Origin of the sequence: Candidatus Pristimantibacillus lignocellulolyticus, from assembly GCA_023639215.1 — a bacterium.
Classification (GTDB): domain Bacteria; phylum Bacillota; class Bacilli; order Paenibacillales; family Paenibacillaceae; genus Pristimantibacillus; species Pristimantibacillus lignocellulolyticus.
In genome coordinates this window covers 5,112,514-5,139,466 of the sequence record CP097899.1, presented here as the reverse complement: position 1 = coordinate 5,139,466, position 26,953 = coordinate 5,112,514, and the positions used below count along the sequence as shown (strand labels likewise).

Here is a 26,953-nt window from a genome sequence, read left to right as displayed (position 1 = left end):
GTCTAACGAGCCAGTGAAGAGACTCCCCCCCTGCCTTAAAAGTTGGTATGGTGGGCGTGGCAGGACCGGCGTCCACAATCGTTTACAGCGCAGACCAATTTTTCATATGAGAGGGGGGGTTCAATGTTCAAACCTAAGCGTGATATTACCAGCTCGATTGCTAAACAGATGTTTACAACCTTAGTTAATGAGTTAGAGATCGATGGAAATCTAAGTGAGCGAACCTTAATGTTAGTTGACAACATTGTGTTGCTAGAACAGCTAAAACGAGCTCACATTGCTGACATAAAAAAACGTGGATCTGTAGAGTACTTTAAAAACGGTTCGCAGGAAATGTGGCGCGATAACAAGTCTGTTGACAAAGTTATTAAAATAGTCGAGCAGCAACGTAAGCTCCAGGCTGAATTGAAGCTTACCCCTGCATCGGATAGAAAAGTTGCTGGGCTTGTGAAAAGTGGTGATGGGGATGACAAAGACAAAGGCGACGACTTCGAAAACTTCTGACTCGAAATTGCGGACAACGCAGTATGCTCATGCTGTTGTTGCTGGATTAATCATCACATCTAAAAAAGTTTACCTAGCATGTCAAAGACATTTGAATGACTTGAAACGACAAGGCAAAGGCTCGTTCACTTGGGTATTTGATGAAAAGAAGGGCTATAGGCCAGTTGAATATATTGAGCGATTTTGTAAACCATCGCAAGGTGATTATGATGAGCTTAAGTTGCAAGATTGGCAACACTTTGTCATAGGTTCGATGTACGGCTGGGTACATGCTAAAAGTGGGGTCAGGCGCTTCAAAGAAGCTTTAATATATGTTGGTCGGAAAAACGGAAAAACAACCCTCATAAGTGGTTTGTCTCTCTTTGCAGCATCGAAAGATAATGAGAATGGGGCTAGGGTTTTCCAACTTGCCAACTCAAAAGAACAGGCTAGAGAGTTGTTTGACGAGTGTAAGGCGATGGTTAAGGCATCAACCTTATTAGACCGCCACTTTGAAACAACCTTGCATGAAATACGTTATGGCCGTTCTAACTCTAAGATCATGCCCCTTGCTACAGATAGCAAGAAACTTGATGGTAAGAATGCATCGTTCGCCGTATTTGATGAGATCCACGAATACAAAACGTACAAGCTTATCAACGTAATAAAGAACAGTACAGGCGCACGTTCTCAGCCGATGATCATTTACATTACAACTGCCGGTTATCAATTGGATGGTCCATTAATGGATTATTATGAAAAAGGCGCGGATGTGCTTAACGGTGTTATCCCTGATGAGCGCTCCTTCTACTTTATGGCCGAGTTAGATCCTGAGGATGATATCAACGATCCTAAAAACTGGATCAAAGCTAATCCGAGCTTAGGTGTGACACTTAAGCTAGAGACGCTAATTGAAGAGTGGGAAAGTCGTCAACACATACCGGCTGAGCGCAATGACTTCATTACTAAACGTCTCAATCGATTTGTGCAGTCAGATGAGCAATCATTTATCGATTTTGAAGTCATTAAGAAGAATGATAAGTCAATTCTGCTTGATGAACTAAAAGGAAAGGTTGCAATCGGTGGGTTTGACCTTTCTCAAAGTGAAGACTTTACGAGTGCTTGTCTTGAATTCACATTGGACGATGGACGTGTTTTTGTGCGGTCTCATTCTTGGATTCCACAGAAAAAAGTTGATATGGACAATGAGAAGATACCTTATGACGAATGGGTGAAAGAGGGTTGGCTGACCATCATCAAAGGTGATTATGTAGATTATACGTACCTTTACGATTGGTTTATTGCTAGAGCTAATGAATACCAAATACGAAAAATCACCTATGACCCTGCCAATGCTTATCGCTTAGTTGAGGACCTTAAATCATACGGTTTTAACTGTGAGCCAGTAAGACAAGGTCACTTAACGCTTAATGCACCATTGAAGGACATAAAAGAGATGCTACTTGACGGAAAAGTGGTGTTCAATAAAAATCGACTATTCCGCTGGTATCTAAACAACGTCAAGTTAGTAGAGGATCGCAACGGTAACTGGCTGCCTACAAAGCAATCAAGATACCGCAAAATAGATGGTTTTGCTGCTTGGCTCAACGCACACACCGAAACGTTAAAACTCATGTCTGTACCTCAGCCTACTGGAAGGGTTGAGGTTATTTCTGTTAAGAGCCTGAAAGGGAGGTGAAAACAAACATGAAACTAGGACAGCGTCTAAAAGTCGCATGGGGAGTAATCAGTAATAAATATCAGCAAACCACATCAGGCGACTTCTCGAAGTGGTTCAGTGGTGGAAAAAGTCGTTTCCTGTGGCGCGCTGGCGGTAAACTAGCCAGTAATGAAACGATATTTGCTGCTATTTCAAGACTTTCTAACTCAGTTGCAACTATGCCTGTTAAGCTCTATAAGGAGTTTGAACCTATTTACAGCCATCCTGTAGCCGATAAGGTAGCAAATTCACCTAACAACAATATGACTAGCTTTGACTGGATTAGGACGCTTGAGGTGCATCGTAATACTTACGGAAATGGATATGCAATAAAGATTTACGGAGCACGCTATCAACTTGAGCAAATTGCTGTATTAGACCCCACAAGGGTAGAACCAATTGTAGAAGCTTCAACAGGCGAGTTATGGTATCAAGTATTGGGTGATAAAGGTACGTACTATGTCCATAATCTCGATATGGTGCATGTAAAGCACATTCACACTAGCCAAAATGGATATAAAGGCATAAGCCCTATTGATGTGCTTAGCAATACAATTGAGTTCGACAAGCAAGTTAGGCGTTTCTCACTCGAATCTATGGAAGGTTCTATCAACGCTTCTTTTATACTCAAGTACGATACGCACTTATCAGAAGATAAAAAAACAGAGATTATCAACAACTTTAGGCAGTTCTACCAAGACAATGGCGGTGTATTGATTCAAGAGTCAGGAACAACAATAACTCCAATAGAACGTGATTTCCTTGACACAAAAGTCTTTGAAGTTGAGAAGATCACACGTTCGAGGGTTGCCACAGTGTTTAATATGCCTTCTTCGATGCTTGGTGAGACGGATGGAGCTAGTTATAGTAGCCAAGAGCAAATGAGCCTTGAGTATGTAACCTACACATTGCTGCCGATTATCCGGCACTATGAGCAGGAATTCAACCGCAAGTTAATAACCATGCAAGAGCGCCAAAGTGGACTGTACTTCAAGTTCAACGTTGGGGCTTTTTTACGTGGGGATCAAAAGACGCGCGGTGAGTTTTATTTCAAAGGCATTCGCTCTGCGTGGTTCAAACCTAATGAGGTTAGAGCGTATGAGGAATTACCGCCTGAACCTGGTGGAAATCAATTGTACATCAGTGGTGACTTGTACCCACTAAATACACCTGTTTCAGAGCGAAAATCACGTAAAACTGGTGGTTAGAGAAATCTTATTAAGCTGTGAAGGGGGTGAGAAAAGAAAATGACACAAGGGAAAAAGTATTGGGAGTTTAAGGCTCAAAGTCAAACGGAAGCAGATTTGTATTTGTATATTCAAATCGAGTCATGGGGCGGTGGTTATCAAGCGCACTCAGCTAAGAGCTTCAAAGATGAGCTTGACTACTTAGGAAACATTCAAACACTGAACATCTATATCAATTCGCCAGGCGGTAACGTATTTGAAGGCATGGCAATTCACAGCATGTTGAAACGTCATAAGGCTTACAAAAGAGTATACATTGACGGTTTAGCTGCTTCAATATCATCTGTTATTGCTATGGCTGGAGATGAAATCATTATGCCATCTAATGCAATGATGATGATTCATGGTGCATCTGCTGATGGTGGTGGTACGTCTGTTGAACATAGACAATTAGCTGATTTGCTAGATAAAGCCACAGGTTCATTTAGTCAAACATACCTTGAAAAAGCAGGAGACAAGCTTGATGCTGAAACATTATCAACACTTTTGACTACTGATACTTGGTTAACAGCTCAAGAAGCTTATGACTATGGTTTGTGTACAGAAATAGTAGGAGCTAATCAAGTTGCTGCATCAATCAGCAAAGAGTTGTTCGCACAGTACAAAAACGTACCTGAATCACTTCAAGCTATGCTTAAAAACGAGCCACAAGAGCCTATTGCAACTGGTTTTACACAAGAACAACGACAAGCAATTATCGCTCAAACAAATTTTGAATTACAAAATCTAACTAACGACCTGAAAGGGGTTAAAAATAATGTCTAAAAACCTATTCGAATTAAAAAATGAGCTTCTTACTTTTGGTAACGCATTACAAGCAGCAAAGCAAGACAAAGTACGTCTAGCTTCTGATCTAAACGCATCTATTGAGGATATTAAAGCCGCAGAAACAAAAGAGACACAACTACAAGCTCGTTACGATGTGTTGAAGGCTGAGCACGATAAAGTAGAGAAAGAACAATTAGATAGTTTACAACAAAGCCCTGTCGCTACTGCTACAGACGGTAAATCAAAAGTTGTATCCGCAAAAGCATCTTTAGTACGTAATGTTATTGCTGGTAAATCAGTACCACAAGAAGTAAAGGCCGCGCTAGGCGACAATAATGCGACTGGTGGAGAAAAGATTCTCCCATCTACAATGACAACTGAACTTCTACATGAGCCATTTGTTAAAAATCCACTACGCGAAGTGTCTACAGTAACTAGCGTAACAAATCTAGAGATTCCAAAAATCTCATTCACGCTTGATGATGATGATTTTATCGCTGACACAGCAACAGCTAATGAAATTGAAGCAGAAGGCGATGTTGTTACTTTCGGTCGCTTTAAGTTCAAGGTTTTTGTACCGCTCTCTGAAACTGTCCTAGCTGCTACTGACACAAATCTTGTTCAAACAGTTGATCAAGCGTTACAAAGCGGTCTTGCAGCAAAAGAGAAGAAAGTTGCTTTTTCTGTTACTCCAAAAGTTGGCGAGGAACACATGAGTTTCTATTCAACTCAAAACGCAATTGCAGTAGTGAACGGTACAAACAAGTACCAAGCTATCAAGAAAGCTATTGCAGCATTACATGAAGATTTCCGTGAAAATGCGAAGATCGTTATGACATATTCTGATTACCTTGACATTATTGAATTACTAGCTAACGGAAATGCTACGCTTTATGGTGCTCAACCCGAACAAGTTCTTGGGAAACCAGTTGAATTCTGTGACTCTGCTACTGATCCAATTATTGGTGACTTCCGCTATTCACACTTCAACTACGATCCATCTGTTCTTTATGACCGTGATAAAGATGTAAAAACTGGCGTTGAGTTGTTCGTTTTGACTGCTTGGTTAGATCACAAAATCAAGTTAAAATCGGCATTCCGTATCGCTAAAGTTGTTGAAACTCCTTAGTAACCACTAGGAGGTGTGCGAGATGCTTGAAGAAATAAAGACATATTTGCGAATTGATGGGAGCGAGGATGATACTATCCTCGCTCTTCTAATTGATGCAGCGAAAGAATATTTGCTTGATGCTGGTGTTCCTGAAGAAGCAAAAGAAAAAGCTAAGTACAAATTAGCTGTCATGCTATTAGTTGCCCTTAATTACGAGAATCGCAATCCAGCAGCAAGTGTTGAAAAATTAAGCTTCTCTCTCGAATCTGTTATTTTACAAATGAAAACGGGGTGAAATGGAATGAACTATATTGTTATTAAAGAGTTCCTTGATCGCTTTGACAACCTGCGGCATTGTAAGGTGGGAGAATCACATATACCACCTAACGATGAACGAGCAGACCAATTAGTCGAGAAAGGGTATATTGAGCCTGTGGATGGAAATGACACTTCAGATGATGGCCAACTAATTAACCTTGGCGGTGGTTACTATGAATTGCCTAATGGTGAAAAAGTTCGTGGCAAGGATAAGGCACTAAAAGCACTAGAAGCACTAGAAGCACTAGAAGCACTAAAAATTGACGGTGATGATATTGGCAAACAAGCCGACGAATCCTAGTGAATACGATCGAAGAATTACTATTCAGCGTTTCGGTGCAACGATAGATGACGAAGGGATTTCAACTGAAGCTTGGATCGATGTAATTACTATTTGGGCAGATCGAAAACCACTTACTGTTAAGGAGTTTTTCGAAGCATCAGCAGTGAATGCTCAGAAATCAGTTAAGTACAGAATCCGTTATCGAACAGGAATGTTGTCAGATATGAGGTTGATTGATCTGCGAGATAATCAAACATACAATATTCGCGGTGTACTTGATGACTATTATGGTGATCATACTCAAACACATATCATTGCGGAGTTGATCGAGAATGGCTAAAACCAACTTCGAACTAACAGGCATTGACAACCTATTGAAAGGCTTGCGACAGCGTGGTGAACAAGCTGTTAAAAGTGTCGAAAGTAAAGCGTTGCGAGAAGCGGGTAAACCGATGGCAGAAGCTATGAAAGGTCATGCAGCGCGCTCATCTTTTAGTCGTAGATACCACCTTCAAGACAACATCGTTGTAAGCAATGTTAAGAAAAAAGACGGAGTTAAGTATGTTTTGGTAGGACCTAATAAAAAGGTTGCATGGAGAGCGCACTTTCCTGAGTTTGGCACCAGTAATCAAAGCGCCTCTCCATACATTGAGCCGGGCTTCAATGATACGAAGACTGTTGCATTGCAAATCCTCGCTAGTGTGATTAGAAAGGGGTTGAGGTCATAAGAACGGATATAAAAACACTTGTCAGAACTGTATTAATTAATGATCCAGCCTTATCTCATCTCGTTGGCAAGGACAAAGACAACAATCCAAAAGTGTATCAATTAACAGCTCCATACGCTGACGCATTTCCTCGAATCACCTTTTTTGAGGTAATCAACGAAGATTCTGAGTTTGCAGATGATGAAGCTTATGCATCGGACATTTCTATACAAATTGACGTTTGGAGCAAAGCTAGTACATCTGCTATCAGCAAAGAAGTTGATAGAGTCATGAAGGCCCAAGGGTGGTCACGAACAACCGGAGCTGACTTATATGAAGAAGACACAAAGATATTTCACAAGGCATTGAGATATCGAGCTAGTTTTGAGGAATAGTCTTCACAAAATATATTAAAAAGCACTCATTCCGAGTGCTTTTTTTGTTGCGAAAAATTAGAAAATTGCGTTGTTGAGCGCAATAATTGGAGGTTTTATTTATGGGTAAAGGTGTACGTATTGGTTTAGATAAGTTGCACTATGCGATTATGACCGATGAGGTGACAGAAACATACGCAACTCCAAAACCAATCCCTGGTGCTATTTCGGCAAGTATTTCACCAGAAGTTAACAGTGAGACTTTATTCGCTGATGATGCTGCTGCGGAAGTAGCTACATCAATGGGTGCAGTTGAAGTTGAGATTAATGTAAAGGATCTTACAGCAGAGCAGTTGAAGGACTTATTAGGCAACAAGCTTGATGAAAACGGCGTGTTAATCGACAACAAAGACGACAACCCACCTTATGTTGCAATCGGATTCCGTAGCCGCAAGTCAAACGGCCAGTACCGCTACTACTGGTTGTTCAAAGGCAAGTTCACTCCTTCTGAGGAAGAATACAGCACGAAAGAAGATTCTCCTTCATTCCAAACTCCAACTATCACAGGCACGTTCGTGCCGAATGATACAACTGGTGATTGGAGAGCACGATTTGATAGCGATGACGATAGCATTCCTCCTGCACTTATTACAAATTGGTTCACAAAAGTGTATGACGGTACACCAATAGTCTAGTTAACACAGTTAAGGCGGCGATTATGCCGCCTTTTTTTGTATCAAAAACATTCTATGAAATGGGGAAATTACATGATCAAAGTAACTCTAAGAATTGCTGAAGGAACCAATAAGGATTACGTTCAAGAATTTATTAGCGGTCGTATGTTCAGACGTACAATCGCTATGCAAACAATACTGAAAGGTGAAGTTACAGAAGAAACGTTAGATAGCCTTGTATCGTTCGTTGTTGATTTGTTTGAAAAACAATTCACAACTGATCAGTTTTATGATGGTGTTGCTTCTGACAAATTGATTGAGGTAATTGTGAATTGTATCAGCGGTGTAACTAGTGGTGTTTCGAAATCGAATGATAGTACGGACCCAAACTAGACCCTGACGCTGATCCTTATGACAGCGTCAAAGACATTTATATAACGCTTATGAACCAAGGGATGACATTGCCTGAGATTGATGCAATGGACATGCTTTTTTATTTTGAATTGATTGGCCATACGAAGAAAGAAAAATTAGTTCCAATTGATGAAGTTGGATTCCTCTAGGATGGGGGTGAATAACAATTGGCAGACAACATAGAAGTTGGAAACCTCGTCGCTCGAATAAGCTTTGATGACACTGGTTTGAGCAAATCGATGGCTGAGATTGATAGACAGATGAAGCTTGTAAAGTCAGAGTTTGATAAGACAGCATCATCATTAAAGACATACGGAGCTACTGAAGACCAACTTAAAGCTAAGTCTGAAGCGCTTGGTCAACAAATGGATCTTCAACAACAGAAAATTAATAAATTGAATGAATCCTTTCAAGAGTCGGCTGAGAAAAAAGGGCTTGATGCAACAGAGACTACACGTTTAGCAACTGAGCTGAACAAGGCTCAGACTGTTTACAACAACCTTGAGGGCGAGCTTAAAGATGTCAATACCCAACTAGCTAACCAGCCAGCGAAGATATCAAATGCTGAGCAATCGTGGAAGAACTTAGAGACATCTCTGTACAAGGCAGGAGACAAGCTTAAAGAGGTTGGGGGCAAGATGACTGACGTTGGTAAAGATTTATCAATGAAGGTCACAGCGCCAATCGTCGCACTTGGTACATTGTCAGTAAAGTCAGCTATTGACTTTGAATCTGCATTTGCTGGTATTAGAAAAACAGTCGATGCAACAGAAGAACAATTTGCTGTACTGGAACAAGGCGTTCGAGACATGTCAAAAGAGATGCCTGCAAGTGCAGCGGAGATCGCATTGGTTGGTGAAGCTGCGGGTCAACTAGGTATCAAGACAGATAACATACTTAGCTTTACAGAGGTCATGATTGGTCTAGGTGAAGCAACTACAATGTCTTCTGAACAAGCAGCTACTGAGCTTGCAAGGTTAGCGAACATTACTAAAATGCCACAAACAGAGTTTAGTAACCTTGGCTCATCTATCGTTGCTCTAGGCAACAACTTTGCAACTACAGAAGGAGACATTACCTCGATGGCCATGCGCCTTGCTGGTGCTGGTTCACAGGTCGGTATGAGCGAAGCTGACATCCTTGGTTTAGCCGCTGCTTTATCATCCGTTGGTATTGAAGCGGAAATGGGCGGTAGCGCAATGTCTCGCGTTATGGTAAACATGCAAGTTGCCGCCTCAACAGGTATGACAAAGGTACAACAAGTTGTAAGCGACACAGGTATGTCATTACGCGATATGCAGTTAATGGCATCGAATGCCGGTATGGACTTTGCAGACTTAGCTCAATCACTCGGCATGACAAAACAAGAATTGAAAAATATCATTGATGCTGGTGTGGATCTTGGTAACTTCTCGAAAATTGCAGGAATGACTAGCGATGAGTTCAAGACTGCCTTTGAAAAAGATGCTGTTGGCGCTTTAGGTAAGTTTATTGACGGTTTAGGCAATGCAGAAGCTTCAGGTGAATCAGCGATTAACATGCTCGAAGAAATGGGCATTTCAGAGATTAGATTGCGAGACAGCTTACTTCGTGCTGGTGGAGCGAATGAATTATTTGCAGAGAGCATCGATATTTCGAATACTGCTTGGAAAGAAAACACCGCACTTCAAAACGAAGTTGCTCAACGTTATGCGACGACTGAATCTCAACTAGCGATGTTTAAGAACACGATGACTGACTTAGGAATCACACTCGGTAACATTATTATTCCAGCAATAATGAAAGTAGTTGAATCGATAAAACCATGGATCGAGAAGTTTGCAGCGTTAGATGAATCTATGCAACAAGTGATCCTTGTTATTGCTGGTATTGCTGCAGCGATAGGACCTGTGCTAATTGTTGTGGGAACTTTAGTATCGTCAATCGGTTCCATTGTTACTGTTGCTAGCGCTGCGGCTGGTGCTATCGCTACAGCTGGCGGTGCTGCTGCTGTAATGGGTTCTGTCATTGCTGTTGCCACTGGTCCGATAGGTATAGCAGTTGCTGCTATTGCTGCTTTAACAGCAGGCGGCATTATGTTGTATAAACATCTTAAAAAAGATGCGATACCTGAAATTGAAAGATTTTCAGATGAAGTATCTGAAAGTACACAGGAAGCCGTTGGTTCGTTTCTTGATTTAAGTGATTCAGCATCCGAAGCACTAACTGAAATGTCATTGACTAATAAAGTTGTTACTTCAGACATGGCAAATCAAATGGTCAGTACTTTTAATAAAATGGGCGACCGAATAACTGAAGGTATGCGTGTTGACCACGAAGAACAAATTCAAATGTTACAGAGCTTCTTTGCTAATAGTTCGGTGTTATCCGCAGAAGAAGAAGCGAAAGCCATTGAATTGACTCAACGTAATCACGAAGAGAGAGCACAGGTTATTAGTGACGGACAAGCTAGAATTGCAGAAATCATGAACGCAGCAAGCGAAGCTCGAAGATCACTGACGCAATTAGAAGCCACTGAAATTAATGCTATACAAGAACAGATGGTTGAGACAGGCGTTAGAGTGTTAAGTGAAAGTGAACTTGAACAAAAAATCATCATGGAGCGCATCCATCAAAATGCATCTGCTTTATCTGCTAAACAATCTGCAGAAGTTGTGAAGAACGGCATTGCTCAGCGTGATGGAGCGATTGAAGCAGCAGAACAGCAATATGATAGCATTCTAAAAGAAATCATCAGGCAACGTGATGAAGTGGGTTCTGTTTCTGCGGAGCAAGCTGAAAGGCTAATTGCTGATGCCAAACGCCAACGAGACGAGACTGTTGAAAATGCTGAATCAATGCATGAAGAGATACTTTCCGCAGCTAAAGTAAAGGCAGGAGAACATACCGATTTAATTAATTGGGAAACTGGCGAAGTTCTTAAAAAGTGGGAAGTATACTGGAACACTCTTCAAAAGTGGCAAGATAACATTAATCAGTATTTTAAGGATGCTTGGAAAAATATATGGGAAAGTATTAAAACTAAAACACAAGAAATATTAGACTCTATAAAAACAAAGTTTGAAGAGATAAAGGATTATCTAAAAAACTTCCCTGACACAATGAAACAAATTGGTATTGACATAATGGCCGGAATGATAAGTGGAATTACAAGCATGGTAGGGAATGTAAAAGACAAGGTTAAGGAAATAGCAAGTCTTATCCCTGATGGCTTAAAAGATTTTCTAGGCATTCACTCCCCTTCAAAAGTGACGACAGAGCTTGGTAAATGGACTGGTCAAGGTTTAGCTGTTGGACTTGAGAAAAGTGGATCTTCTGTTAAGAAAGCAACAACAGATGTAGCTAATATTGTTGATACTAAGTTTAATGACATCATGAAAAAAGTAGTCACTCAAGCAGACAATGCAGCTAAAGGTGTTAAGAACAAAACAACTCAGATTAGCAAATCATTCAACGAAGCTTTTGCGGCTATAACATCAGAGAAGAAACTAGGCAACTTAAGTAATGAACAATACATCAAAGCTTTAGAAATGATAGATCAAAAGTATGCAAAGACTGGTGAACAACATAGAAAAGTAGCGGAAGCTATTAGTGCTACCAACAAAGCAATTGCAAAAGAGCAACAAGAATTAGCTAAGAAGGCATTCGAAGAATCTGAGAAGTGGATTGATAAGAAGAAGGAAGCTAATGAGCTTTCGTTGACCGATGAGTTGAAAGCTTGGGAGAGAGTACAAGAGCGATATCTTGAAGGTACAGCAGAACGTGAAGAAGCGGACAAGAATGTATTGCGTATCCGTAAAGAGATATACACCGAGCTAAACAACGCTGCAGAGACCTACCTAGCAAAAACGAAAGATATCAACGATAAATTAATAGCAGACGAAAAACGTTTGAATGAAGCGTATCAGAAAACAGTTGATGATCGAGCTAAGTCAATCAGTAGTTTCGCGGGTCTTTTTGATCTTGTTACGTTTAGTAGCGATAAGACGGGTACTGAACTGCTTTCTAATCTTGAATCACAGGTTAACTATATTGACACTTGGTCGAGTGAAATTCAGAAGTTAGCAGCTCGTGGTATAGAAGAAGGTTTGCTTGAAGAACTTCGTGCTATGGGTCCCAAAGCCGGTCCTGAAATTGCAGCATTAAACACACTAACTGACGATGAACTTGCTAAGTATAACAACCTATGGAAAACAAAATCAGAGACATCGAGACAAATCGCAGTCAATGAACTAGTTGGACTGAGACAAGATACGAATAAGCAAATTGAACAGTTACGTATAGAAGCGGCTAATAATCTTGATGGTGTTAAAAAAGAGTTCGATAAAGCAGTTAAAGAAATCAGGTATGGTACGAAAGAAGGGTTTAATGCACTTGCTGGGGACATGCCTTCTATCGGGAAAGATATTATTAAAGGGTTAATCACTGGTTTGAATGCTATGGAAGGTCCGTTGAAAAACGCAGCTAGTACACTTGCATCAGGTGTAACTACTTCAATTAAAAAAGCGTTAGACATTCATTCTCCTTCTCGTGTCATGATGAAGCTTGGCGAGTTCACTGGTGAGGGTTTCTCGAAAGGGATTCAATCAGCAGCTATTGATGTGTCTAAGAGTTCGAATATGCTTTCGTCTAACGCGGTTAATGGTGTATCTACTAGCTCATCATCAGCTAAGCCAGTACAGAACATCTTCAATTTTGATCGAATGTTAGAAGGAGCTAACTTAGTTGTTCGCAATGATACCGACATTAAATCAATCGCTAAAGAGTTGTTTGGCATGACGCAAATTGCTATGAGAGGGGCTGGTATTCGTGGTTAGAAATGGTGGTTTTACTCTTGATGGAATACCAGCTCGTACTCTCAAGATACTTATGACAAGAGAATCAGATCGACCTATCGCACCAAGTACAGTTGATAGATTTCTGTCGATACCTGGTCGTAATGGTGTAGTTTACTTTGGGGCAGATGTTGGAGCTAGATTATTTAGCTTAGACTGCAAAGTTAACACTCGCAATCCCTTAGAGCTTCAAGATGCAGTTGAATTAATCGCATCTGTACTACTAGATGGATATGGTAAGCCGCGCACAGTTAAACTTGTTTTCGATTCTCGACCAGACAGGTATTACTTGGTGTGTTACAGCGGTTCACTGAGTCCAAAGCGTATGTTTGGTCTTGGTAGCTTTACATTACCTCTTATCACTGTTGATGATCCTTATGCGAGGTCGCTTACAAACAGTGGTAGTGTAATATGGGATTCTGCCATTACTTGGTCGTCAGATATTCGTTGGGGTGATAGTTGGTCTCGTAGAGTCACTGGTAACACAACACTAGAGATCAATAATTGGGGGACGATGATAGTTAAACCGATTATTGAGATAACAGGCTCCTATGCTAGCGTAGCTATTACCATAAACGATAATGTTATCTTTGACATCAAGCCTCTGACGAACGGGAAATTAATAATCGACTGTGAGAGAATGACAATGAAGAAAAACGGAATGAACGCATTGTCAGGAATGGTAGGTAAATTTGTGGAGTTAGAACCAGGGATAAATAAAGTCATAATTGATGGCACATCGCTAAATGCTGATGTGTCTTTTGTTTTTGAAAGTAGATATTTTTAGATGGGAGGTTGGTGATAGTGGCAAATATCGAGCCAATAAAACCGCAAGAAACGCTTGGTCAGACTTTTGATCGAATAAATAGACAGTTTAACGAACTTGATAATGATGTGAAAAGTCATAAAACATCGAAACAAGCGCATAAAGCTGAAGATATTGTTTACAGTGGTACGAGTAATGTTAAGCAAGCGATAGATGCACAAGGACAACGTATTAGCGATATCGTCGCTCAAAGCGGAGACGATATCACAGAGATTGTTGATGCTCGTGGTGGGTATACGGTCATAGGTGATCGATTAGGTGCAGCAGATGAACGGTTGAACAATAAAATAATTGTGACAGAGAACCCTCCGGCGGTGGCGAATCGCTTGGAAGGTTCTTTTTATTTTCACGTTACTGACTCAGTTCCCATTCCTACAGACAATGATAATTTACGAGTGAGTCCAAGTATGGGCATAAAAATATTGGAGTGATAGCGGATGGCTAAGACGATCATACAGATTCAATTATTGGATGAAGACACCGGTGAAGTAATAGAGACGGTCATACCTCAAACGGAAACAAGAGCTGTTTTGATGGCAGATGGAACTTCATTGCAAACTTATTTAGATAATCTAGTCTCTCAAAAAGGTGAAAAAGGAGATAAGGGAGATCAAGGGATTCAAGGTCTTAAAGGTGACCAAGGGATTCAAGGAATACAAGGATTAAAAGGTGATACAGGGGTTAAAGGTACAGATGGGAAAACAATACTTAACGGCACTTCAAACCCAGCTACGGGACTTGGGGTAGATGGTGATTTCTATATAAACACTACTACAAATTTAATGTTCGGACCAAAAACTTCAGGGGCTTGGGGCGCTGGAAAGAGTCTTGTAGGACCTCAAGGTCTAAAGGGTGATACTGGTACAGCAGGGATTAAAGGAGATCAAGGTATACAAGGGATCAAGGGAGACACTGGTGCAACAGGCGCGAAAGGTGACAAAGGTAATCCGGGCGATTCGATAAAGTATGGCGCTGATTATGCGACTGGTCAAGAAGTTAAAGTGTTTTTCAAAACGATATAGGCGGTGAGGTAATTGGCTGAAGATAGAAATATAGTAATCGAGGATGCTTCGGGTAATCGATATTATCCTCATACAAAAGCGGAAAATGTTGCAGGAAGTAATGGGCAAAGCGTTGCTGCGCAGTTGACGGATATTTCGGAGGAATTAGGTAGAAAGACCAGTATAGATGTAAGTAAATTTGGAGCAGTTGGTGTAGGGGATGAAACGATCAACATTCAGACTGCCATCAACGCAGCTATCAGCACCGGTATTGGAGCAGTGTTTTTTCCCCAAGGATCATATAATGCGTCATCATTGGTAAATATCAACAATGTAAATCTATTAGGAGACAGAGCGGAACTAACTGTTGGTGGTGAAAATTATAAATTAATACCTATCAATAAAGCGAGTAAATCTCCTATATTATACGGTCGAGCAGTTGCAGAAATATCTACCATTCCACAAGATAGTCTAAAAAGGGCAATTGCTGCCGTTCGAAGTGGTACTCTTCGTATCGCATATTGGGGAGACTCTATTACAGAGGGTGGTGGTCTAATAACGTTGGATGATGGTTACCCAGCATTATTAGCTAGAGCGATTAGAAAAGCGCTACCTAATGTGGCATTAATATCTCAAAATATGTCGTTAGGAGGAAGGACTAGTTCTCAAGCTATTAGCCCTTCTTTTGTAGGTCAAGCTGCAGATGAAGTATATCCACCACCTGCAAATAGTTTTAAAAGACCATGGAGCACGGTGGGTAAGTCGTGGATAAACAGCGTTAGAGATTTTAAGCCTGACTTACTTGTAATAGCATTTGGAATGAATGACGCGGCATCAGGTTCTAAGTCTGATGAGACTATAGCAAGTAATCTATCTTCTATTTTGGGTGCTGTAAATACTTGGAACCCCGTACCTTCGTGTGTTTTTGTGCCTACCGTTTTACCTACTAAAGATCATAATAGGTATAATCAAACTCAGAACGCCACAAAAGCAGTCGCGCGAGCAACTAGGGAAGTAGGTCACGCAAATAAAGTAATAGTCGCTGATGCAAATCGACTATTTCAGATACTTCGCGACGGAGTCGAAGATGTATCTCGTGCGAGTAATATAGAATCAAATTGGGAAGGATACTCATCTTCAAAATGGGAGGGAGATAAGTCACACTTTAACTTAAGTGGAGGAACACTTACCCCTACAAGCGCAGATACTAATAAATTTGTGACTAGGAAGAGATCATTTTATAACGGAGTCATTCAATTTGATTTTAAAGCTGTACTTACTTCCGATTACGCATGGATAGATTATCGTAAAGACTCAACTCTAGGTAGTATGACCTTATTTATTCAACCATCTTTTGGTATAATAGGGCTATATTCTAGCACAGACGGAGGTACTCCAAGTGCTAGTGTGACAGGTTTAACGATGAATTTGTCAACGTTTCACAAAATTAGATTAGAGGTATTTGGAGCAAGGCACTTAGTATTTTTGAATAACGTTAAAATAATCGATGTGCTCATTAATAAAAAGTTTAACGATGGATATATTTCCTTTGGTAGCAATCAAAGTTCTGTGATCTATGCAAACTTATCTCTAATCTATGAGGATTCGTTAGAATCAGAGGCACCATATACAGAGGACGAGTTATTAGGAGTGGAGGGAATCAACCATCCTTCAGCGATCGCACATGGACTTACGTTTTTTCCGACTTTTAATGGTGTCTTACAGACATTATCTGCTGCTGAGAAAAAATATGACAATGATTATACATCCGTAAAAACAGGGATACCCGCAGGAGCATCTGTTGATCTATTTTCAATCACTTTTAGTAGCGGTCAGTGGAAGAGTATACTTGTAGAGATAACAGCAAGTGGAATGATGGCAGGAGTGGCCGCTCGAATTGTAACGAATCGTTATCACCTTGCTTGGTCAAATACATCAGGTGTTTGGACGCAGCTTGACACATTTGCAAGTGGCGCTCAGTTATCGCTTAGTGTAATCGGTGGTGCGAATCCTAAGTTAACTGCCGTTACTGGAGGAACTGCTGCAGGGTCAGACCTAAAGGTTAATATGCATATTATCGGCGATCCTTTAGATTTTATTGTAACGGCACTTTAGGTTTATACAATGACACAAGCATCCGTGAGGGTGCTTTTTTATTTGCTTAGAAAGGAGTCAACACATGATCAAAGTCTACAACCAACAAATGCAACTAGTCGCATTCCTCGAAAATGCATTCGACATTAGTTATGAGATGCCGTTCAATTCAGTTTGGACAGCTTCATTCTCTTTGCCAGCTACAGACGAAAAGAATGCTGAATGTCAGTCTTTTCACTATGTAGAGTTATACGATGATAACGAACGTATAGAGTTATTCCGTATTATCAAAAGCACCGCTTCTCGTTCAATCGAAAAAGCAGTTATCAAGTATGAGTGTGAACATGCACTAGCCACACTCATAGATGACGTTTTGTTCTTATATCATGAAGTCGGAAACATCGGAACTTATTCGAGGGCAACAATTCAGTATATTTTGTCTAAGCAAACAATCCATCGATGGAGTTTAGGGATAGTTGACTTCACTAGACAGTTCGAGTACACATGGGAGAATGACAACCTACTAGCAGCGCTACTGAGTGTACCTAAACCTTTTGACGAAGAGTACATGTGGACATGGGACACTACTGTTTATCCATGGACAATCAATCTAGTAAAGCCACCACAAGGTGTTGATGCCTATATTCGCTATGCTGTAAACATGCAGGGTGTAACACGACAAAAAGACGACACAACGCTCTGTACACGCTTGTATTGTCTTGGTTATGGCGAAGGAGTTAATCAACTAACTATCGCCGATGCAAACAATGGACTTCCATACATCGACTCTGACACACAAGCTGAGTACGGTATCGTTAACAAGCTATTTGTCGATCGACGTTTCCAATATCCAGATACGTTATTAGCACGAGGTCAAGCAGTGCTCAATGCAGCGAAACACCCGAAAATAACATATGAGGTCGACGCTTCTGAGTTGTACTCGATTACAAAAGATCCTATCGATAAGTTTAAAACAGGCGTACAAGTGCGTGTGATTGATGAGGATTTAGGCATCGATATTATATCTAGAGTCTTAAAAGTGAGCAAAGGAAATATGCTTGGGGCTCCTGGTGAAGTGACGCTTGAGATTGCTAATCACGTTCAAGATGTATCGGGGAGCATTGCTGACTTGTCAGATAGGCAGCGAGTGAGCGAAACGAACTCGCAAGGATCAACGAATATTGATACACATGTTTTTTCAGATAATTGCGATCCGTCGCATCCTGCAAAACTTAGATTTTGGGTGCCTGAGGAAGCGGTAAGAATTAATAAAGTGATGTTATCATACAGAGCCGATCCATTCCGTTCATACTCAAAAGCTATCGAGGGTGGTGGGGCTTACTCTAGTTCAATCACAAGCAATAGCGGTGGTGGCAGCATTATAACAAGTGGTGATAGTGGTATTGATGTCTCGTATGGGTACGGTTGGACCGAGGAATCGGATGGACACAGGCATCTATTCCAAGAGGTCAGAGGGCATAAGCACAATATTTCATTACCTAACCACACACATAAAGTAGATGTTTTAATTCCCGACCACGTACATGGCATTCAATTTGGGATATATGAGGGAGCAACTGCTACTGCATTAGGTTTATTTGTTGATGGAAATCTAGTGCCTGGTTCAGCGGTAAGTGTAGATGAATTTGATATAATACCATACTTAAGTAAAGATGACAGTGGTAGAGTACAACGTGGTCAATGGCATACTATTGAACTTGTTCCTAATCTCTTGTCACGAATCGAATGTGCGGTTATTGTGCAGTTATTTATTCAATCTAGGGGCGGTGTTGACGCATGAGAATGATCTCAAGAGAAGCAATGCAACAGTCGGGGCTGCCAGTTCCTGACGAAATAGTGTTCGACGTTGAAGTGTTAGCAACATTCATAGCTGATTTGGTTAATGAAATAACTAACGGAATCGAGCAAGCACAGTTATGGCGTGAGTTAATGGAATTAGGTTACAAAGACGGAGAAATAAATATAGCTATGCAATTACTGAGATACCGCAACCAAGTTATCTATATTAGCTAACAAAAAAAGACGATTCTTAAGAATCGTCTTTTTGACTATTTGATTTCAAATACCGACACGTTTCCGCTTACTGGATCTTTGAAGTTAATTGAAGTAACGGTATTTTTTTCTGAAACAGGGAATAGAATTTCTATCCTTTCAGTTACATTAGGGTAAATAAGATTAGAATTTTCTTCAGTAGCGACATTGATTTTTTGATTCGCAACATTTACATGACTTAGAAAGTGGATACCACGCCAAACGTTGGTTTGATTATCAGAAACAGTAACGTCGAAATTAACAGCAATGAAAAACTTTTCGGAGTATTGCGGATGTTTAGTGTTTTCAATGTATTTGTAACTGTTAACTGTAAATGTTGTTTTGCCGATTTCAAATGGCGTCCCTAATGTGTTGATACTGATTTTATCAATTTCAGTATCATTCTTCGTTGTTAATGTAATTGTATTTGTCGAGCTTTTGAAATTGACATCTTTATTAAGTAACGTTGCAACTTCGCGAATTGGTAAGTATGTGGAACCGTCTATCGTAACAGGCTTATTATTAAGCTTGGCATCTTTACCATCGACTACGATTTTATAGTCAGGTCGTACAGTAGCTTTCAACGTTTCAAAAGCAGTAGCAGCGAATGAACTTCCTGCTGTTGCTAATGTAGCACCTACGATTGCACCTACGATCATGTATTTGAATTTTTTCATAGTATCAATCCTCTCAGTAATTATATTAACATTATATACTCGTTATCGACATAGATGTTTCATATTTTTACAGATTGTGGTGATTACTTTTATTCACGAAATATATCTGAAAGTACTTAGACCTTTGAAGGTCTTTTTTTAATGTCTAATTTGGGGAATGGGGTGTAAAGATGGACAGCATAATTAAATTTTTTATAGCAATTGGCGGTGCAGTGGCATCATTTTTATTTGGAGGGTGGACGCAGCTCATGACGGTATTAGTTGTATTTATTGTAATTGATTTTGTGAGTGGTCTAGCCTTGGCTGGTAAAGAAGGGAAAGCATCAAGTCGAGAACTATGGTTTGGTGTCACTCGAAAGATTGGTACTTTGTCAATTGTCGCGGTGGCACATTTACTTGATACGGTTATCGGAGATGATCATCTTATAAGGGATGCAGCAATCTTTTTCTATCTAGCAGGAGAGTTATTAAGTCTTATTGAGAACACTGGTCGCCTTGGTGTACCGATTCCACCGATTATTTCAAAGGCTGTTCAAGTTCTAAGGGGTAAGTCGGGTGATACTGATGAAAGTCGTTGATCTAAGAGGTAAGCTACCTGTTCACAAAACTAAAAAGTACAACACACGCAAAGCCAGTGATATTCGTTCACTGGCTATCCATCATTCGTTGACGCTGAGCGGATCTGCTCAAGCATTTGCTACCTATCACGTTAATACAAATGGATGGCCAGGTATTGCATATACGTATGTAATTGATAAAGACGGGACAATCAATCAATGCCTAGATCATACAACAGTAGGCTATCACGTAGGCAACAGCAATAAGCATGCTTTAGGTATTTGTATGGTTGGAGATTTTAGAACGCAGAAGCCTACAGAAGCTCAATATAAATCAGCATTAGAGCTTGTCAGATGGCTACAGTTGCAATTGCCAAGCGCGGTTGAAATCAAGGGGCACAGTCAGTATCCGGGCTACTCATGGAAAGCATGTCCTGTTATAAACATGGATCAATTTAGATTAGACGTAGCGAAGGGAGAGAATGAGAAGATGACTGAAGCAGAACGCAAAGAGGTTGATGCATTAAAGCAGACAATGATAGCTCAAGCGAACACAATTCGATTGCTAGAAAAACAAACAGCTCAAGTAGATCCTCCTAAGTGGTTTGTAAGTGAGTTCGGACCTGAGTTTATCATGAAGAAAATGAGCAATCCGAAGATGACGCTTGAGGGATGGCGATCAGTCGCTATTGCCTTGCGTGCTGCAAAGTAAATGCCGAAAGCCCCTCTGCCTTAATTGGTAGTAGGGGCTTTTTTAGTTTTAAATTCTATTCGCCAAATCCTAATAGTTTAGGTTGTCGTAAAATTCCTGAATCAGTAAACTCTAATGCTGTAACCCTACATGGGAAATGCACTCCTAACCAAGCGATATCAGACTTCTTCATTCCTGGTGTTAACTTATCAAAAGGACATTCACCAGGGTGTTCCTTCATAACTTTTTGTAGTAGCTGCTTAGAAGCTTGGTCTAATCCTGAGACATGTCCTATGTAACGATCCTCATACCGTAAAACTAAGCTTGATACGTAACCATTCTTTAGTTTAATTCCCACTACTTCTGCAGTAATCCGAACTTCTTTACGCTTCTTATACCAGTTAGTATGTTTCTTTCCCTCTGTGTAAGGACTATCTACACGCTTAGATATTAACCCTTCCCATTCTCTTTCATGTAACCATTCCCACAGCGCTTGACCATCATCAAATATATCAGTAACAAATAGTCTAGGTTGCTTCTCAGGCAACTTAGCTGATAGCCGTTGATAACGATCAATAAACGGTAATGATCGGATATCATCACCATCATCATATAACATATCAAAGGCTACGAAGATCAAAGATTCATCATACTTCTGTTTCCTTACACCTAGTCGAACTCTCTGAAAGTTTGGTCGAGTTCCATCGAAATAAGCTATTTCTCCATCAAGTACACAAGCGCCGATTCTTAATGGCTTTAGTAGTTCTACGATCTCAGGAAACGTATCATTACGTGGTTCAACTCGCTTAGAGAATATTTCCACGCCACCTTTACCATCAAGCCTTACTAACGTTCTTACACCATCCCATTTGATTTGATATCGCCATTCTGGTCCAGTAGGTATTTCAGGGGAGTTAACAGGAGCCATAGGCACTTTTGGCAAGCTCATTTCGATCAAGACATATCATCCTTTTATTTGATAATATGCCCAATGTTCAGATATATTTTACAAAGAAATGAAAAGCCACTCAGTTAGTAATCGTTAATTCATTATGCTAGTGGGCAGGATTGTAGAGCATATTATAGAATATTTTTACTAGATAGATTACCCAAATAAGGTGTGATAAAAGGTGAAAATAAGTACCAAGCTTTTAACAGAAGTGATTAACAACTGGGATCCTATTGGTCTGTTAGCTGGAGGTGCTCCACAGAACGAGTATGATATCGAGATCAATCAGATTGCACAAAGGTTAATAACATGTTCAAATGAAATAGAACTAGCAAAAGAAATATACAGAGTGTTCAATGATATGATGGGTGTGAAGCTAGACCATTTAAGTTGCTTAAATCAGGCTTTTAAAATAACTGATCTTAATAATAATTAATCATTGAACTAACGAATAACGATATTATGGAGCTACAGCGAGGGCACTTTTCTTTAACGATAATGAAGTAACAGGTTGATTAAATCACTTATAGAAGGTTAAGTAAGAGGTGAAAAATGAGAAAACGATTAAAGAAGAAAATAGAAAATAGTTATAATGCTTTAAATGAAGCCAGACGCCAAAGATTTAAAAGAAAAGGCATTAGGTGTATACGATATGAGTTTTTACCGATTGGAGAAAGAGATAGGTTTGAGCTGACTAATGATGAAATATCCCCTGACTACCCTTATGCTACACACTGGCTGATTGAGACGTTTGTTTGGGAGAATTCTTCCCAAATAAGGATTTTTCCTTGTTCAAAAAATGGTGGCACTACAAGTATCTCACCAGTTCGTTTAATTGTATATTTTGATAAAAATGTTGAACAGATTTTAGATACATTTAAAAAAGTAATTGAAGACATGAAGAGTGATAGGTTTTGGAATACCATTTATTAAACGTAGTTTAATGCATTATGACTCATTGAGCTAATGGAGAACGTTAGACCAATAAAGAGGGTGCTAAATAGTAAATATAAGGATTTTTCTCTTAGCAAGAGGAATAATAGAAGTTGCTCTACTGTAATAGGTGGGGTGGCTTTTTTACGTTTAAATACTGTGGTGAATAACGAGGATTATTGTATTTTGGTTGTTTGGTTCATTACCAGTGGTCCACATTAGCTTATATATGTTATGGTCGTCATCAGTAGCAAATACATGTGTAAAATTCCCTTCAATCACTCGATATCCATGGACCTTAAAATCTTTTCCATGAAGATTAATTATCACTTACATCACCTCGCTTAATTTGATTAAGACGAGTATATCCCAATAATTTCAAACTTGATATAAGAACGTTTGTTCGTATATAATAAGATCAAATGAATTAAGGCGGTGTTGTTATGCAGGAGGGTTTAAAGTCTGTGAGAAAGCAAAGAGTTATTATGCTAGCAGACTGTCAGTCTTTTTACGCAAGTGTTGAGAAGATGGCTCATCCTGAATATGTTGATCGTCCATTAGTCGTTGCAGGAGATCCGGAACGACGTTCGGGCATTATTCTAGCCGCTTGTCCATTGGCGAAATCATTTGGGATTACAACAGCTGAGAATCTAGGAACTGCACTCGCTAAATGTCCGGATCTTATTGTAATACGTCCACGTATGGAAGAATACATCAAAGTATCTATGCAGATTACGGAGATTTATCTATCATACACTGATTTAGTTGAGCCTTACTCTATAGATGAGCAATTTTTGGACGTTACAGGCAGTTTGGCGCATTATCAATGTAACGCAGATGAGTTAGCACATCTAATACAGCATCAAGTAGAGTTAGCGACTGGCATATATACACGTTACGGCATTAGTACAAATAAAATACTCGCTAAAACCGCTTGTGATAATTTCGCAAAGAAAAATGAATCAGGCATGTATACTTTACTTCGAGAGGATCTTGAACATACACTTTGGAAGTTGCCAATAGAAAAAATGTTCATGGTTGGAAGAAGGATGAATGTTCATCTACAATCAATGGGCATTTACACAATTGGAGAGTTAGCAAATACACCACTGGATAAGCTCAAACAGCGCATGCGCCGTAAATTTGGGAAGAACTCTGACATTAATGCAGAACTTTATTGGCGCATTGCAAATGGTATAGATGACAGTCCTGTTGCACCAGGCACATATGAAAATACTCCTAAATCGATAGGGAACATGACTACGTTACCGAGGGATTACAGTAAGCTAGAAGAGATAAAAATAATCTTATTGGAGTTATCTGAGGTTGTTTGTCAGCGTGCGCGTAGTCAAGGATTAATGGCTCATGTTGTTACAGTTACATGTAGAGGTGCTAATTTCGACTTTCCAACTGGATTTAATCGTCAATCAAAAATGGATGATCCAACAAACGTAACAAATCACGTTTATCATGCAGCAGTTGAATTGTTCATACATCATTGGGATAGTCAACCTGTTCGACAAGTAGGAGTAAGCCTATCAAAATTAACAAGTGATGACGAATATCAAATTTCTTTATTCGATAATGGGCGTGAAAAATCGATGGCGCTCGAGAAGGTGACTGATGCCATTAAACAAAAGTATGGTGAAACAACCATTACTAGGGCGGTATCAATTACTAATGCTGGGCAAGCAATCCGACGAGCTGAAATGATCGGAGGACACCACAAATAATATTTAAAAGGTCATGCGACTAAATGAATAATTACCAAAAGTCGCTGACCTTTTTATTTTCTCCTGTGAGTTCGTTGACGATCTCAACTAATATCCTCTTGCTGATATCTCCTAATGAAGTTCCACTAGTATTGCACGCTTTGGTTATTACATTCGTACTTACTCGTTTCATCCTTAACAACTCTTGGTGTTGAATCCCTTTTTGATCTACATAACTTCCGAATTTACTTCTACTTTTACCCAAACCAGACATTAGTATCTCTCCTTGTCCAATGTTCTCATATCTAGCAGTATGGACAAACCTATTAAAAAAGATACTAGCCTATTTACGAGATGTGAGAAACTTAACCGAGCAGTGGTAATATTTATTAATTATGCAGATGCATAAAACGCTCGACGTTGGGGCACACTCGGTCTTTGCTCTTTCTCTTCCCACACTTACCCTTCTTCCTCCCAACTACCTCTGAACATTATTCTAAACTCTAGTAATCCCAACACTTTTAACTCGTACTACTGCATTATTGATACTGCACTAACTACCACACTATTAACTGCACTAGTGAAGAGATAGAGAGTATGTCTATCTACTGCATTACCTACAGCATTAATAGAGAGGTGTGATGTCATGTTTAGTATTGCAGTATTTACTGTAGCAGCTAAGAGCATCGTTGCTGCAAGTGGTGCTTGTGCAATTGTCTACAAAGGGTACCAAATGATGCCTGGTCCAGCTGCACAACTGAAGCTTATGAAGTTGTTCAAGGATGGTAATGTCTACAAACCTATTAAGCGCATTAGGAGCAATGCAACATATGAAGTCAAGCAATATCCAGAAATCAAACGTGTAGGAGTGTACGAGGATCACACACAGCTTATATTTAGTGTTCCAGATGGAATGAACCCTCAAGAGATTACTAGCAAGCTGTGGCTCTTTAAACAGGGGTTTGGTGAGAGGATTGACTTAACAGGAGATAGTAAGACATTTAATTTAGAGATATACAAAGTTGAACTGAAGACTTTTGATTATTACTTAGAAGAGATCAAAGAAGCAGTGAAAGGCTATAACCTTCCTATACTTGCAGGAAAGACTCGTAAAGGCTACATCGTGTATGACATGTGTGAGCATCCACATTTGTTAGTAGCGGGAGAGACGGGTAGCGGGAAGTCTGTACAACTACGCTCTATACTCACCACACTAATCACATGTGCTAGTGACAAGCTAGAGTTGTATTGTGCTGATCTCAAACGTACGGAGTTTCATCTTTTCAGAGGGATAGCTAAGACGGTGGATATTGAGCCATTACATCTACAAACAACATTACTGAAGATCAACAAAGAGCTTGTTAGACGTGGCAATCTACTCGACAAGCATGAACTATCAAACATTAACGATCTACCAGAGAGTGTAAGACCGAAATACATTGTGTTAGCAGTTGATGAAGTTGCTCTATTGAAGAAAGAGAAAGTTATCATGGGTATCATTGAGGACATATCCGCGATTGGTCGTGCATTAGGTGTGTTCCTTATACTAAGCATGCAACGTCCTGATGCAGATATCCTTGATGGTAAGCTCAAGAACAACCTAACTGTACGCATGGCATTTAGACACGCTGACGAGATTAACAGCCGTATCACGCTCGGAACTGGTGAAGCAACTCATATTAAACAATCGCAAAAGGGACGCTTTTACTTGTCACTGGAAGGCTTAAGACAGACACAAGCGCCATACTTAGACCTAGCCAAAGCTAAAGAGATACTAGCGCCATATAAGCGACTGAATGAGCCTAAGATATCTAATACTAATAAGATCATCGAAGTTACTGATTACGAGGTGTTGGAAGAGGTTTCTAGCGACTTTATAGAGTTTGGGGTGTTAGATAATGACAACGAGAGATAAGGCTATTGTAGAGGATTTAAAACGGTTTAGATGCATGACGCGTGAACAAATAGAACAGCTACATTTCGGATCAGTTAAAAACAAAGTTAACGAGTGTAATCGTGTGCTTCTTCGGCTAAAGAGAGATGGCCATATTGAAGTGAGTAAAGAAAGACGCATGTACACATATTTTCCTGCTAAGCACATCAAGAAGGATTCGAGCAAGCTCAATCACTTCTTAGCTATTGCAGACTTTTACTGTGACATTGTTAAGATTGATAAGGTGAGAGTATTTGAAGTTGAGCCAAAGTTAGGTGACAAAGGTTATCCGGAACCTGATGTAATGATGATATGGAAAGGTACTCCGTTTTTTATTGAGATACAACGGTCTGACTATAGCTCGAAACAGTGGATAGCGAAAATGAACAGATACGAGCAATATTATCAGTCTAATGAGTGGCACAACTTTGAATGGCAACCTAAAGATAAACGAGTTCAACCTATGTTATGGATAGTGGGGAAAGGACCAGGAGCGCTAACTAGTACATCATTCAGAGTGTTTTACGCCACAGTCGATGATATGGTTAATAAAGTTATGAAAAGGTAATCGTTGGAAAGTAATAGGAAATGCCT

The 26,953-nt window shown here is 39.9% G+C and carries 29 protein-coding genes; 26 read left to right on the top strand and 3 right to left on the bottom strand.

Annotated features, from left to right (window positions below; genetic code table 11):
* The first annotated feature begins 123 nt into the window (after positions 1-123).
* From NAG76_22585 to NAG76_22495, 19 genes are all read left to right on the top strand, one after another.
* Entirely contained in the window at positions 124-504 is a 381-nt protein-coding gene (locus tag NAG76_22585; GenBank protein ID URN94567.1) for a P27 family phage terminase small subunit, read from the top strand.
* Positions 467-2,182, top strand: coding sequence for a terminase large subunit (locus tag NAG76_22580; GenBank protein ID URN94566.1), 1,716 nt, complete (start codon positions 467-469; stop codon positions 2,180-2,182). Before NAG76_22585 ends, NAG76_22580 begins: the two co-directional genes overlap by 38 nt.
* Before the next feature lie 8 nt (positions 2,183-2,190).
* A complete protein-coding gene (locus tag NAG76_22575) occupies positions 2,191-3,411 on the top strand; it encodes a phage portal protein (GenBank protein ID URN94565.1) in 1,221 nt (406 codons plus the stop codon).
* Positions 3,412-3,450: 39 nt separating this feature from the next.
* Positions 3,451-4,215: a Clp protease ClpP gene (locus NAG76_22570; protein URN94564.1), complete on the top strand. Its 765-nt coding sequence runs from the start codon at positions 3,451-3,453 to the stop codon at positions 4,213-4,215.
* Positions 4,208-5,347, top strand: a complete 1,140-nt coding sequence (locus NAG76_22565; GenBank protein ID URN94563.1) for a phage major capsid protein — start codon at positions 4,208-4,210, stop codon at positions 5,345-5,347. Before NAG76_22570 ends, NAG76_22565 begins: the two co-directional genes overlap by 8 nt.
* Before the next feature lie 22 nt (positions 5,348-5,369).
* Complete coding sequence (locus NAG76_22560; protein URN94562.1) at positions 5,370-5,624, top strand: head-tail connector protein; 255 nt, start codon at positions 5,370-5,372, stop codon at positions 5,622-5,624.
* 6 nt (positions 5,625-5,630) lie between these two features.
* Complete coding sequence (locus tag NAG76_22555; protein URN94561.1) at positions 5,631-5,948, top strand: hypothetical protein; 318 nt, start codon at positions 5,631-5,633, stop codon at positions 5,946-5,948.
* Complete coding sequence (locus NAG76_22550) at positions 5,923-6,270, top strand: phage head closure protein (protein URN94560.1); 348 nt, start codon at positions 5,923-5,925, stop codon at positions 6,268-6,270. Before NAG76_22555 ends, NAG76_22550 begins: the two co-directional genes overlap by 26 nt.
* Positions 6,263-6,658 carry an HK97 gp10 family phage protein gene (locus NAG76_22545; protein ID URN94559.1) on the top strand — a complete coding sequence of 132 codons (396 nt, stop codon included), beginning with the start codon at positions 6,263-6,265 and terminating at the stop codon, positions 6,656-6,658. The genes NAG76_22550 and NAG76_22545 overlap by 8 nt, the downstream gene beginning before the upstream one ends.
* Positions 6,659-6,693: 35 nt before the next feature.
* Complete coding sequence (locus NAG76_22540) at positions 6,694-7,032, top strand: DUF3168 domain-containing protein (GenBank protein ID URN96914.1); 339 nt, start codon at positions 6,694-6,696, stop codon at positions 7,030-7,032.
* Positions 7,033-7,133: 101 nt separating this feature from the next.
* Positions 7,134-7,706 (top strand): phage tail protein, encoded by a 573-nt coding sequence (locus NAG76_22535; GenBank protein URN94558.1) that lies wholly within the window; start codon positions 7,134-7,136, stop codon positions 7,704-7,706.
* A gap of 72 nt (positions 7,707-7,778) precedes the next feature.
* Positions 7,779-8,078 (top strand): hypothetical protein, encoded by a 300-nt coding sequence (locus tag NAG76_22530; GenBank protein URN94557.1) that lies wholly within the window; start codon positions 7,779-7,781, stop codon positions 8,076-8,078.
* A 188-nt stretch (positions 8,079-8,266) separates the two neighbouring features.
* Positions 8,267-12,916, top strand: a complete 4,650-nt coding sequence (locus NAG76_22525) for a phage tail tape measure protein (protein URN94556.1) — start codon at positions 8,267-8,269, stop codon at positions 12,914-12,916.
* The gene (locus NAG76_22520; GenBank protein ID URN94555.1) at positions 12,909-13,721 is read left to right on the top strand and encodes a phage tail family protein; all 813 of its coding nucleotides are present in this window, start codon (positions 12,909-12,911) and stop codon (positions 13,719-13,721) included. The genes NAG76_22525 and NAG76_22520 overlap by 8 nt, the downstream gene beginning before the upstream one ends.
* Before the next feature lie 17 nt (positions 13,722-13,738).
* Complete coding sequence (locus tag NAG76_22515; GenBank protein ID URN94554.1) at positions 13,739-14,191, top strand: hypothetical protein; 453 nt, start codon at positions 13,739-13,741, stop codon at positions 14,189-14,191.
* 6 nt (positions 14,192-14,197) lie between these two features.
* Positions 14,198-14,782 (top strand): collagen-like protein, encoded by a 585-nt coding sequence (locus NAG76_22510; protein ID URN94553.1) that lies wholly within the window; start codon positions 14,198-14,200, stop codon positions 14,780-14,782.
* 12 nt (positions 14,783-14,794) lie between these two features.
* Positions 14,795-16,876, top strand: a complete 2,082-nt coding sequence (locus NAG76_22505; GenBank protein ID URN94552.1) for a GDSL-type esterase/lipase family protein — start codon at positions 14,795-14,797, stop codon at positions 16,874-16,876.
* A gap of 64 nt (positions 16,877-16,940) precedes the next feature.
* A complete protein-coding gene (locus NAG76_22500; protein ID URN94551.1) occupies positions 16,941-18,656 on the top strand; it encodes a phage tail protein in 1,716 nt (571 codons plus the stop codon).
* Positions 18,653-18,889: a hypothetical protein gene (locus NAG76_22495; GenBank protein URN94550.1), complete on the top strand. Its 237-nt coding sequence runs from the start codon at positions 18,653-18,655 to the stop codon at positions 18,887-18,889. The genes NAG76_22500 and NAG76_22495 overlap by 4 nt, the downstream gene beginning before the upstream one ends.
* 35 nt (positions 18,890-18,924) lie before the next feature.
* On the opposite strand, the gene NAG76_22490 is transcribed toward NAG76_22495, so the two are convergent.
* The gene (locus NAG76_22490) at positions 18,925-19,584 is read right to left on the bottom strand and encodes a copper amine oxidase N-terminal domain-containing protein (protein ID URN94549.1); all 660 of its coding nucleotides are present in this window, start codon (positions 19,582-19,584) and stop codon (positions 18,925-18,927) included.
* 170 nt (positions 19,585-19,754) lie between these two features.
* On the opposite strand from NAG76_22490, the gene NAG76_22485 reads away from it, so the two are divergent.
* Positions 19,755-20,162: a phage holin family protein gene (locus NAG76_22485; protein URN94548.1), complete on the top strand. Its 408-nt coding sequence runs from the start codon at positions 19,755-19,757 to the stop codon at positions 20,160-20,162.
* Positions 20,149-20,853 carry a peptidoglycan recognition protein family protein gene (locus NAG76_22480; protein URN96913.1) on the top strand — a complete coding sequence of 235 codons (705 nt, stop codon included), beginning with the start codon at positions 20,149-20,151 and terminating at the stop codon, positions 20,851-20,853. The genes NAG76_22485 and NAG76_22480 overlap by 14 nt, the downstream gene beginning before the upstream one ends.
* Before the next feature lie 55 nt (positions 20,854-20,908).
* On the opposite strand, the gene NAG76_22475 is transcribed toward NAG76_22480, so the two are convergent.
* Positions 20,909-21,781 (bottom strand): DNA ligase, encoded by an 873-nt coding sequence (locus NAG76_22475; GenBank protein URN96912.1) that lies wholly within the window; start codon positions 21,779-21,781, stop codon positions 20,909-20,911.
* A gap of 181 nt (positions 21,782-21,962) precedes the next feature.
* Here NAG76_22475 and NAG76_22470 point away from each other — a divergent pair, with 181 nt between their 5' ends.
* The 3 genes from NAG76_22470 (at position 21,963) to NAG76_22460 (ending at position 24,447) form a co-directional block, all read left to right on the top strand.
* Positions 21,963-22,217: a DUF1871 family protein gene (locus NAG76_22470; GenBank protein ID URN94547.1), complete on the top strand. Its 255-nt coding sequence runs from the start codon at positions 21,963-21,965 to the stop codon at positions 22,215-22,217.
* 116 nt (positions 22,218-22,333) lie between these two features.
* Complete coding sequence (locus NAG76_22465) at positions 22,334-22,714, top strand: hypothetical protein (protein URN94546.1); 381 nt, start codon at positions 22,334-22,336, stop codon at positions 22,712-22,714.
* Positions 22,715-23,157: 443 nt separating this feature from the next.
* Entirely contained in the window at positions 23,158-24,447 is a 1,290-nt protein-coding gene (locus NAG76_22460; GenBank protein URN94545.1) for a DNA polymerase IV, read from the top strand.
* A 31-nt stretch (positions 24,448-24,478) separates the two neighbouring features.
* Here NAG76_22460 and NAG76_22455 read toward each other — a convergent pair whose 3' ends face one another.
* Entirely contained in the window at positions 24,479-24,700 is a 222-nt protein-coding gene (locus NAG76_22455; GenBank protein URN94544.1) for a hypothetical protein, read from the bottom strand.
* A 372-nt stretch (positions 24,701-25,072) separates the two neighbouring features.
* On the opposite strand from NAG76_22455, the gene NAG76_22450 reads away from it, so the two are divergent.
* Positions 25,073-26,341 (top strand): FtsK/SpoIIIE domain-containing protein, encoded by a 1,269-nt coding sequence (locus tag NAG76_22450; GenBank protein ID URN94543.1) that lies wholly within the window; start codon positions 25,073-25,075, stop codon positions 26,339-26,341.
* A complete protein-coding gene (locus NAG76_22445) occupies positions 26,325-26,927 on the top strand; it encodes a replication-relaxation family protein (GenBank protein URN94542.1) in 603 nt (200 codons plus the stop codon). Before NAG76_22450 ends, NAG76_22445 begins: the two co-directional genes overlap by 17 nt.
* Positions 26,928-26,953: the final 26 nt, after the last annotated feature.

Coding starts and splice junctions, on each gene's coding strand:
- NAG76_22585 (URN94567.1), top strand. CDS start 124: ATGTTCAAACCTAAGCGTGATATTACCAGCTCGATTGCTAAACAGATG.
- NAG76_22580 (URN94566.1), top strand. CDS start 467: ATGACAAAGACAAAGGCGACGACTTCGAAAACTTCTGACTCGAAATTG.
- NAG76_22575 (URN94565.1), top strand. CDS start 2,191: ATGAAACTAGGACAGCGTCTAAAAGTCGCATGGGGAGTAATCAGTAAT.
- NAG76_22570 (URN94564.1), top strand. CDS start 3,451: ATGACACAAGGGAAAAAGTATTGGGAGTTTAAGGCTCAAAGTCAAACG.
- NAG76_22565 (URN94563.1), top strand. CDS start 4,208: ATGTCTAAAAACCTATTCGAATTAAAAAATGAGCTTCTTACTTTTGGT.
- NAG76_22560 (URN94562.1), top strand. CDS start 5,370: ATGCTTGAAGAAATAAAGACATATTTGCGAATTGATGGGAGCGAGGAT.
- NAG76_22555 (URN94561.1), top strand. CDS start 5,631: ATGAACTATATTGTTATTAAAGAGTTCCTTGATCGCTTTGACAACCTG.
- NAG76_22545 (URN94559.1), top strand. CDS start 6,263: ATGGCTAAAACCAACTTCGAACTAACAGGCATTGACAACCTATTGAAA.
- NAG76_22535 (URN94558.1), top strand. CDS start 7,134: ATGGGTAAAGGTGTACGTATTGGTTTAGATAAGTTGCACTATGCGATT.
- NAG76_22530 (URN94557.1), top strand. CDS start 7,779: ATGATCAAAGTAACTCTAAGAATTGCTGAAGGAACCAATAAGGATTAC.
- NAG76_22510 (URN94553.1), top strand. CDS start 14,198: ATGGCTAAGACGATCATACAGATTCAATTATTGGATGAAGACACCGGT.
- NAG76_22500 (URN94551.1), top strand. CDS start 16,941: ATGATCAAAGTCTACAACCAACAAATGCAACTAGTCGCATTCCTCGAA.
- NAG76_22495 (URN94550.1), top strand. CDS start 18,653: ATGAGAATGATCTCAAGAGAAGCAATGCAACAGTCGGGGCTGCCAGTT.
- NAG76_22490 (URN94549.1), bottom strand. CDS start 19,584: ATGAAAAAATTCAAATACATGATCGTAGGTGCAATCGTAGGTGCTACA.
- NAG76_22485 (URN94548.1), top strand. CDS start 19,755: ATGGACAGCATAATTAAATTTTTTATAGCAATTGGCGGTGCAGTGGCA.
- NAG76_22480 (URN96913.1), top strand. CDS start 20,149: ATGAAAGTCGTTGATCTAAGAGGTAAGCTACCTGTTCACAAAACTAAA.
- NAG76_22475 (URN96912.1), bottom strand. CDS start 21,781: ATGAGCTTGCCAAAAGTGCCTATGGCTCCTGTTAACTCCCCTGAAATA.
- NAG76_22465 (URN94546.1), top strand. CDS start 22,334: ATGAGAAAACGATTAAAGAAGAAAATAGAAAATAGTTATAATGCTTTA.
- NAG76_22460 (URN94545.1), top strand. CDS start 23,158: ATGCAGGAGGGTTTAAAGTCTGTGAGAAAGCAAAGAGTTATTATGCTA.
- NAG76_22455 (URN94544.1), bottom strand. CDS start 24,700: ATGTCTGGTTTGGGTAAAAGTAGAAGTAAATTCGGAAGTTATGTAGAT.
- NAG76_22450 (URN94543.1), top strand. CDS start 25,073: ATGTTTAGTATTGCAGTATTTACTGTAGCAGCTAAGAGCATCGTTGCT.
- NAG76_22445 (URN94542.1), top strand. CDS start 26,325: ATGACAACGAGAGATAAGGCTATTGTAGAGGATTTAAAACGGTTTAGA.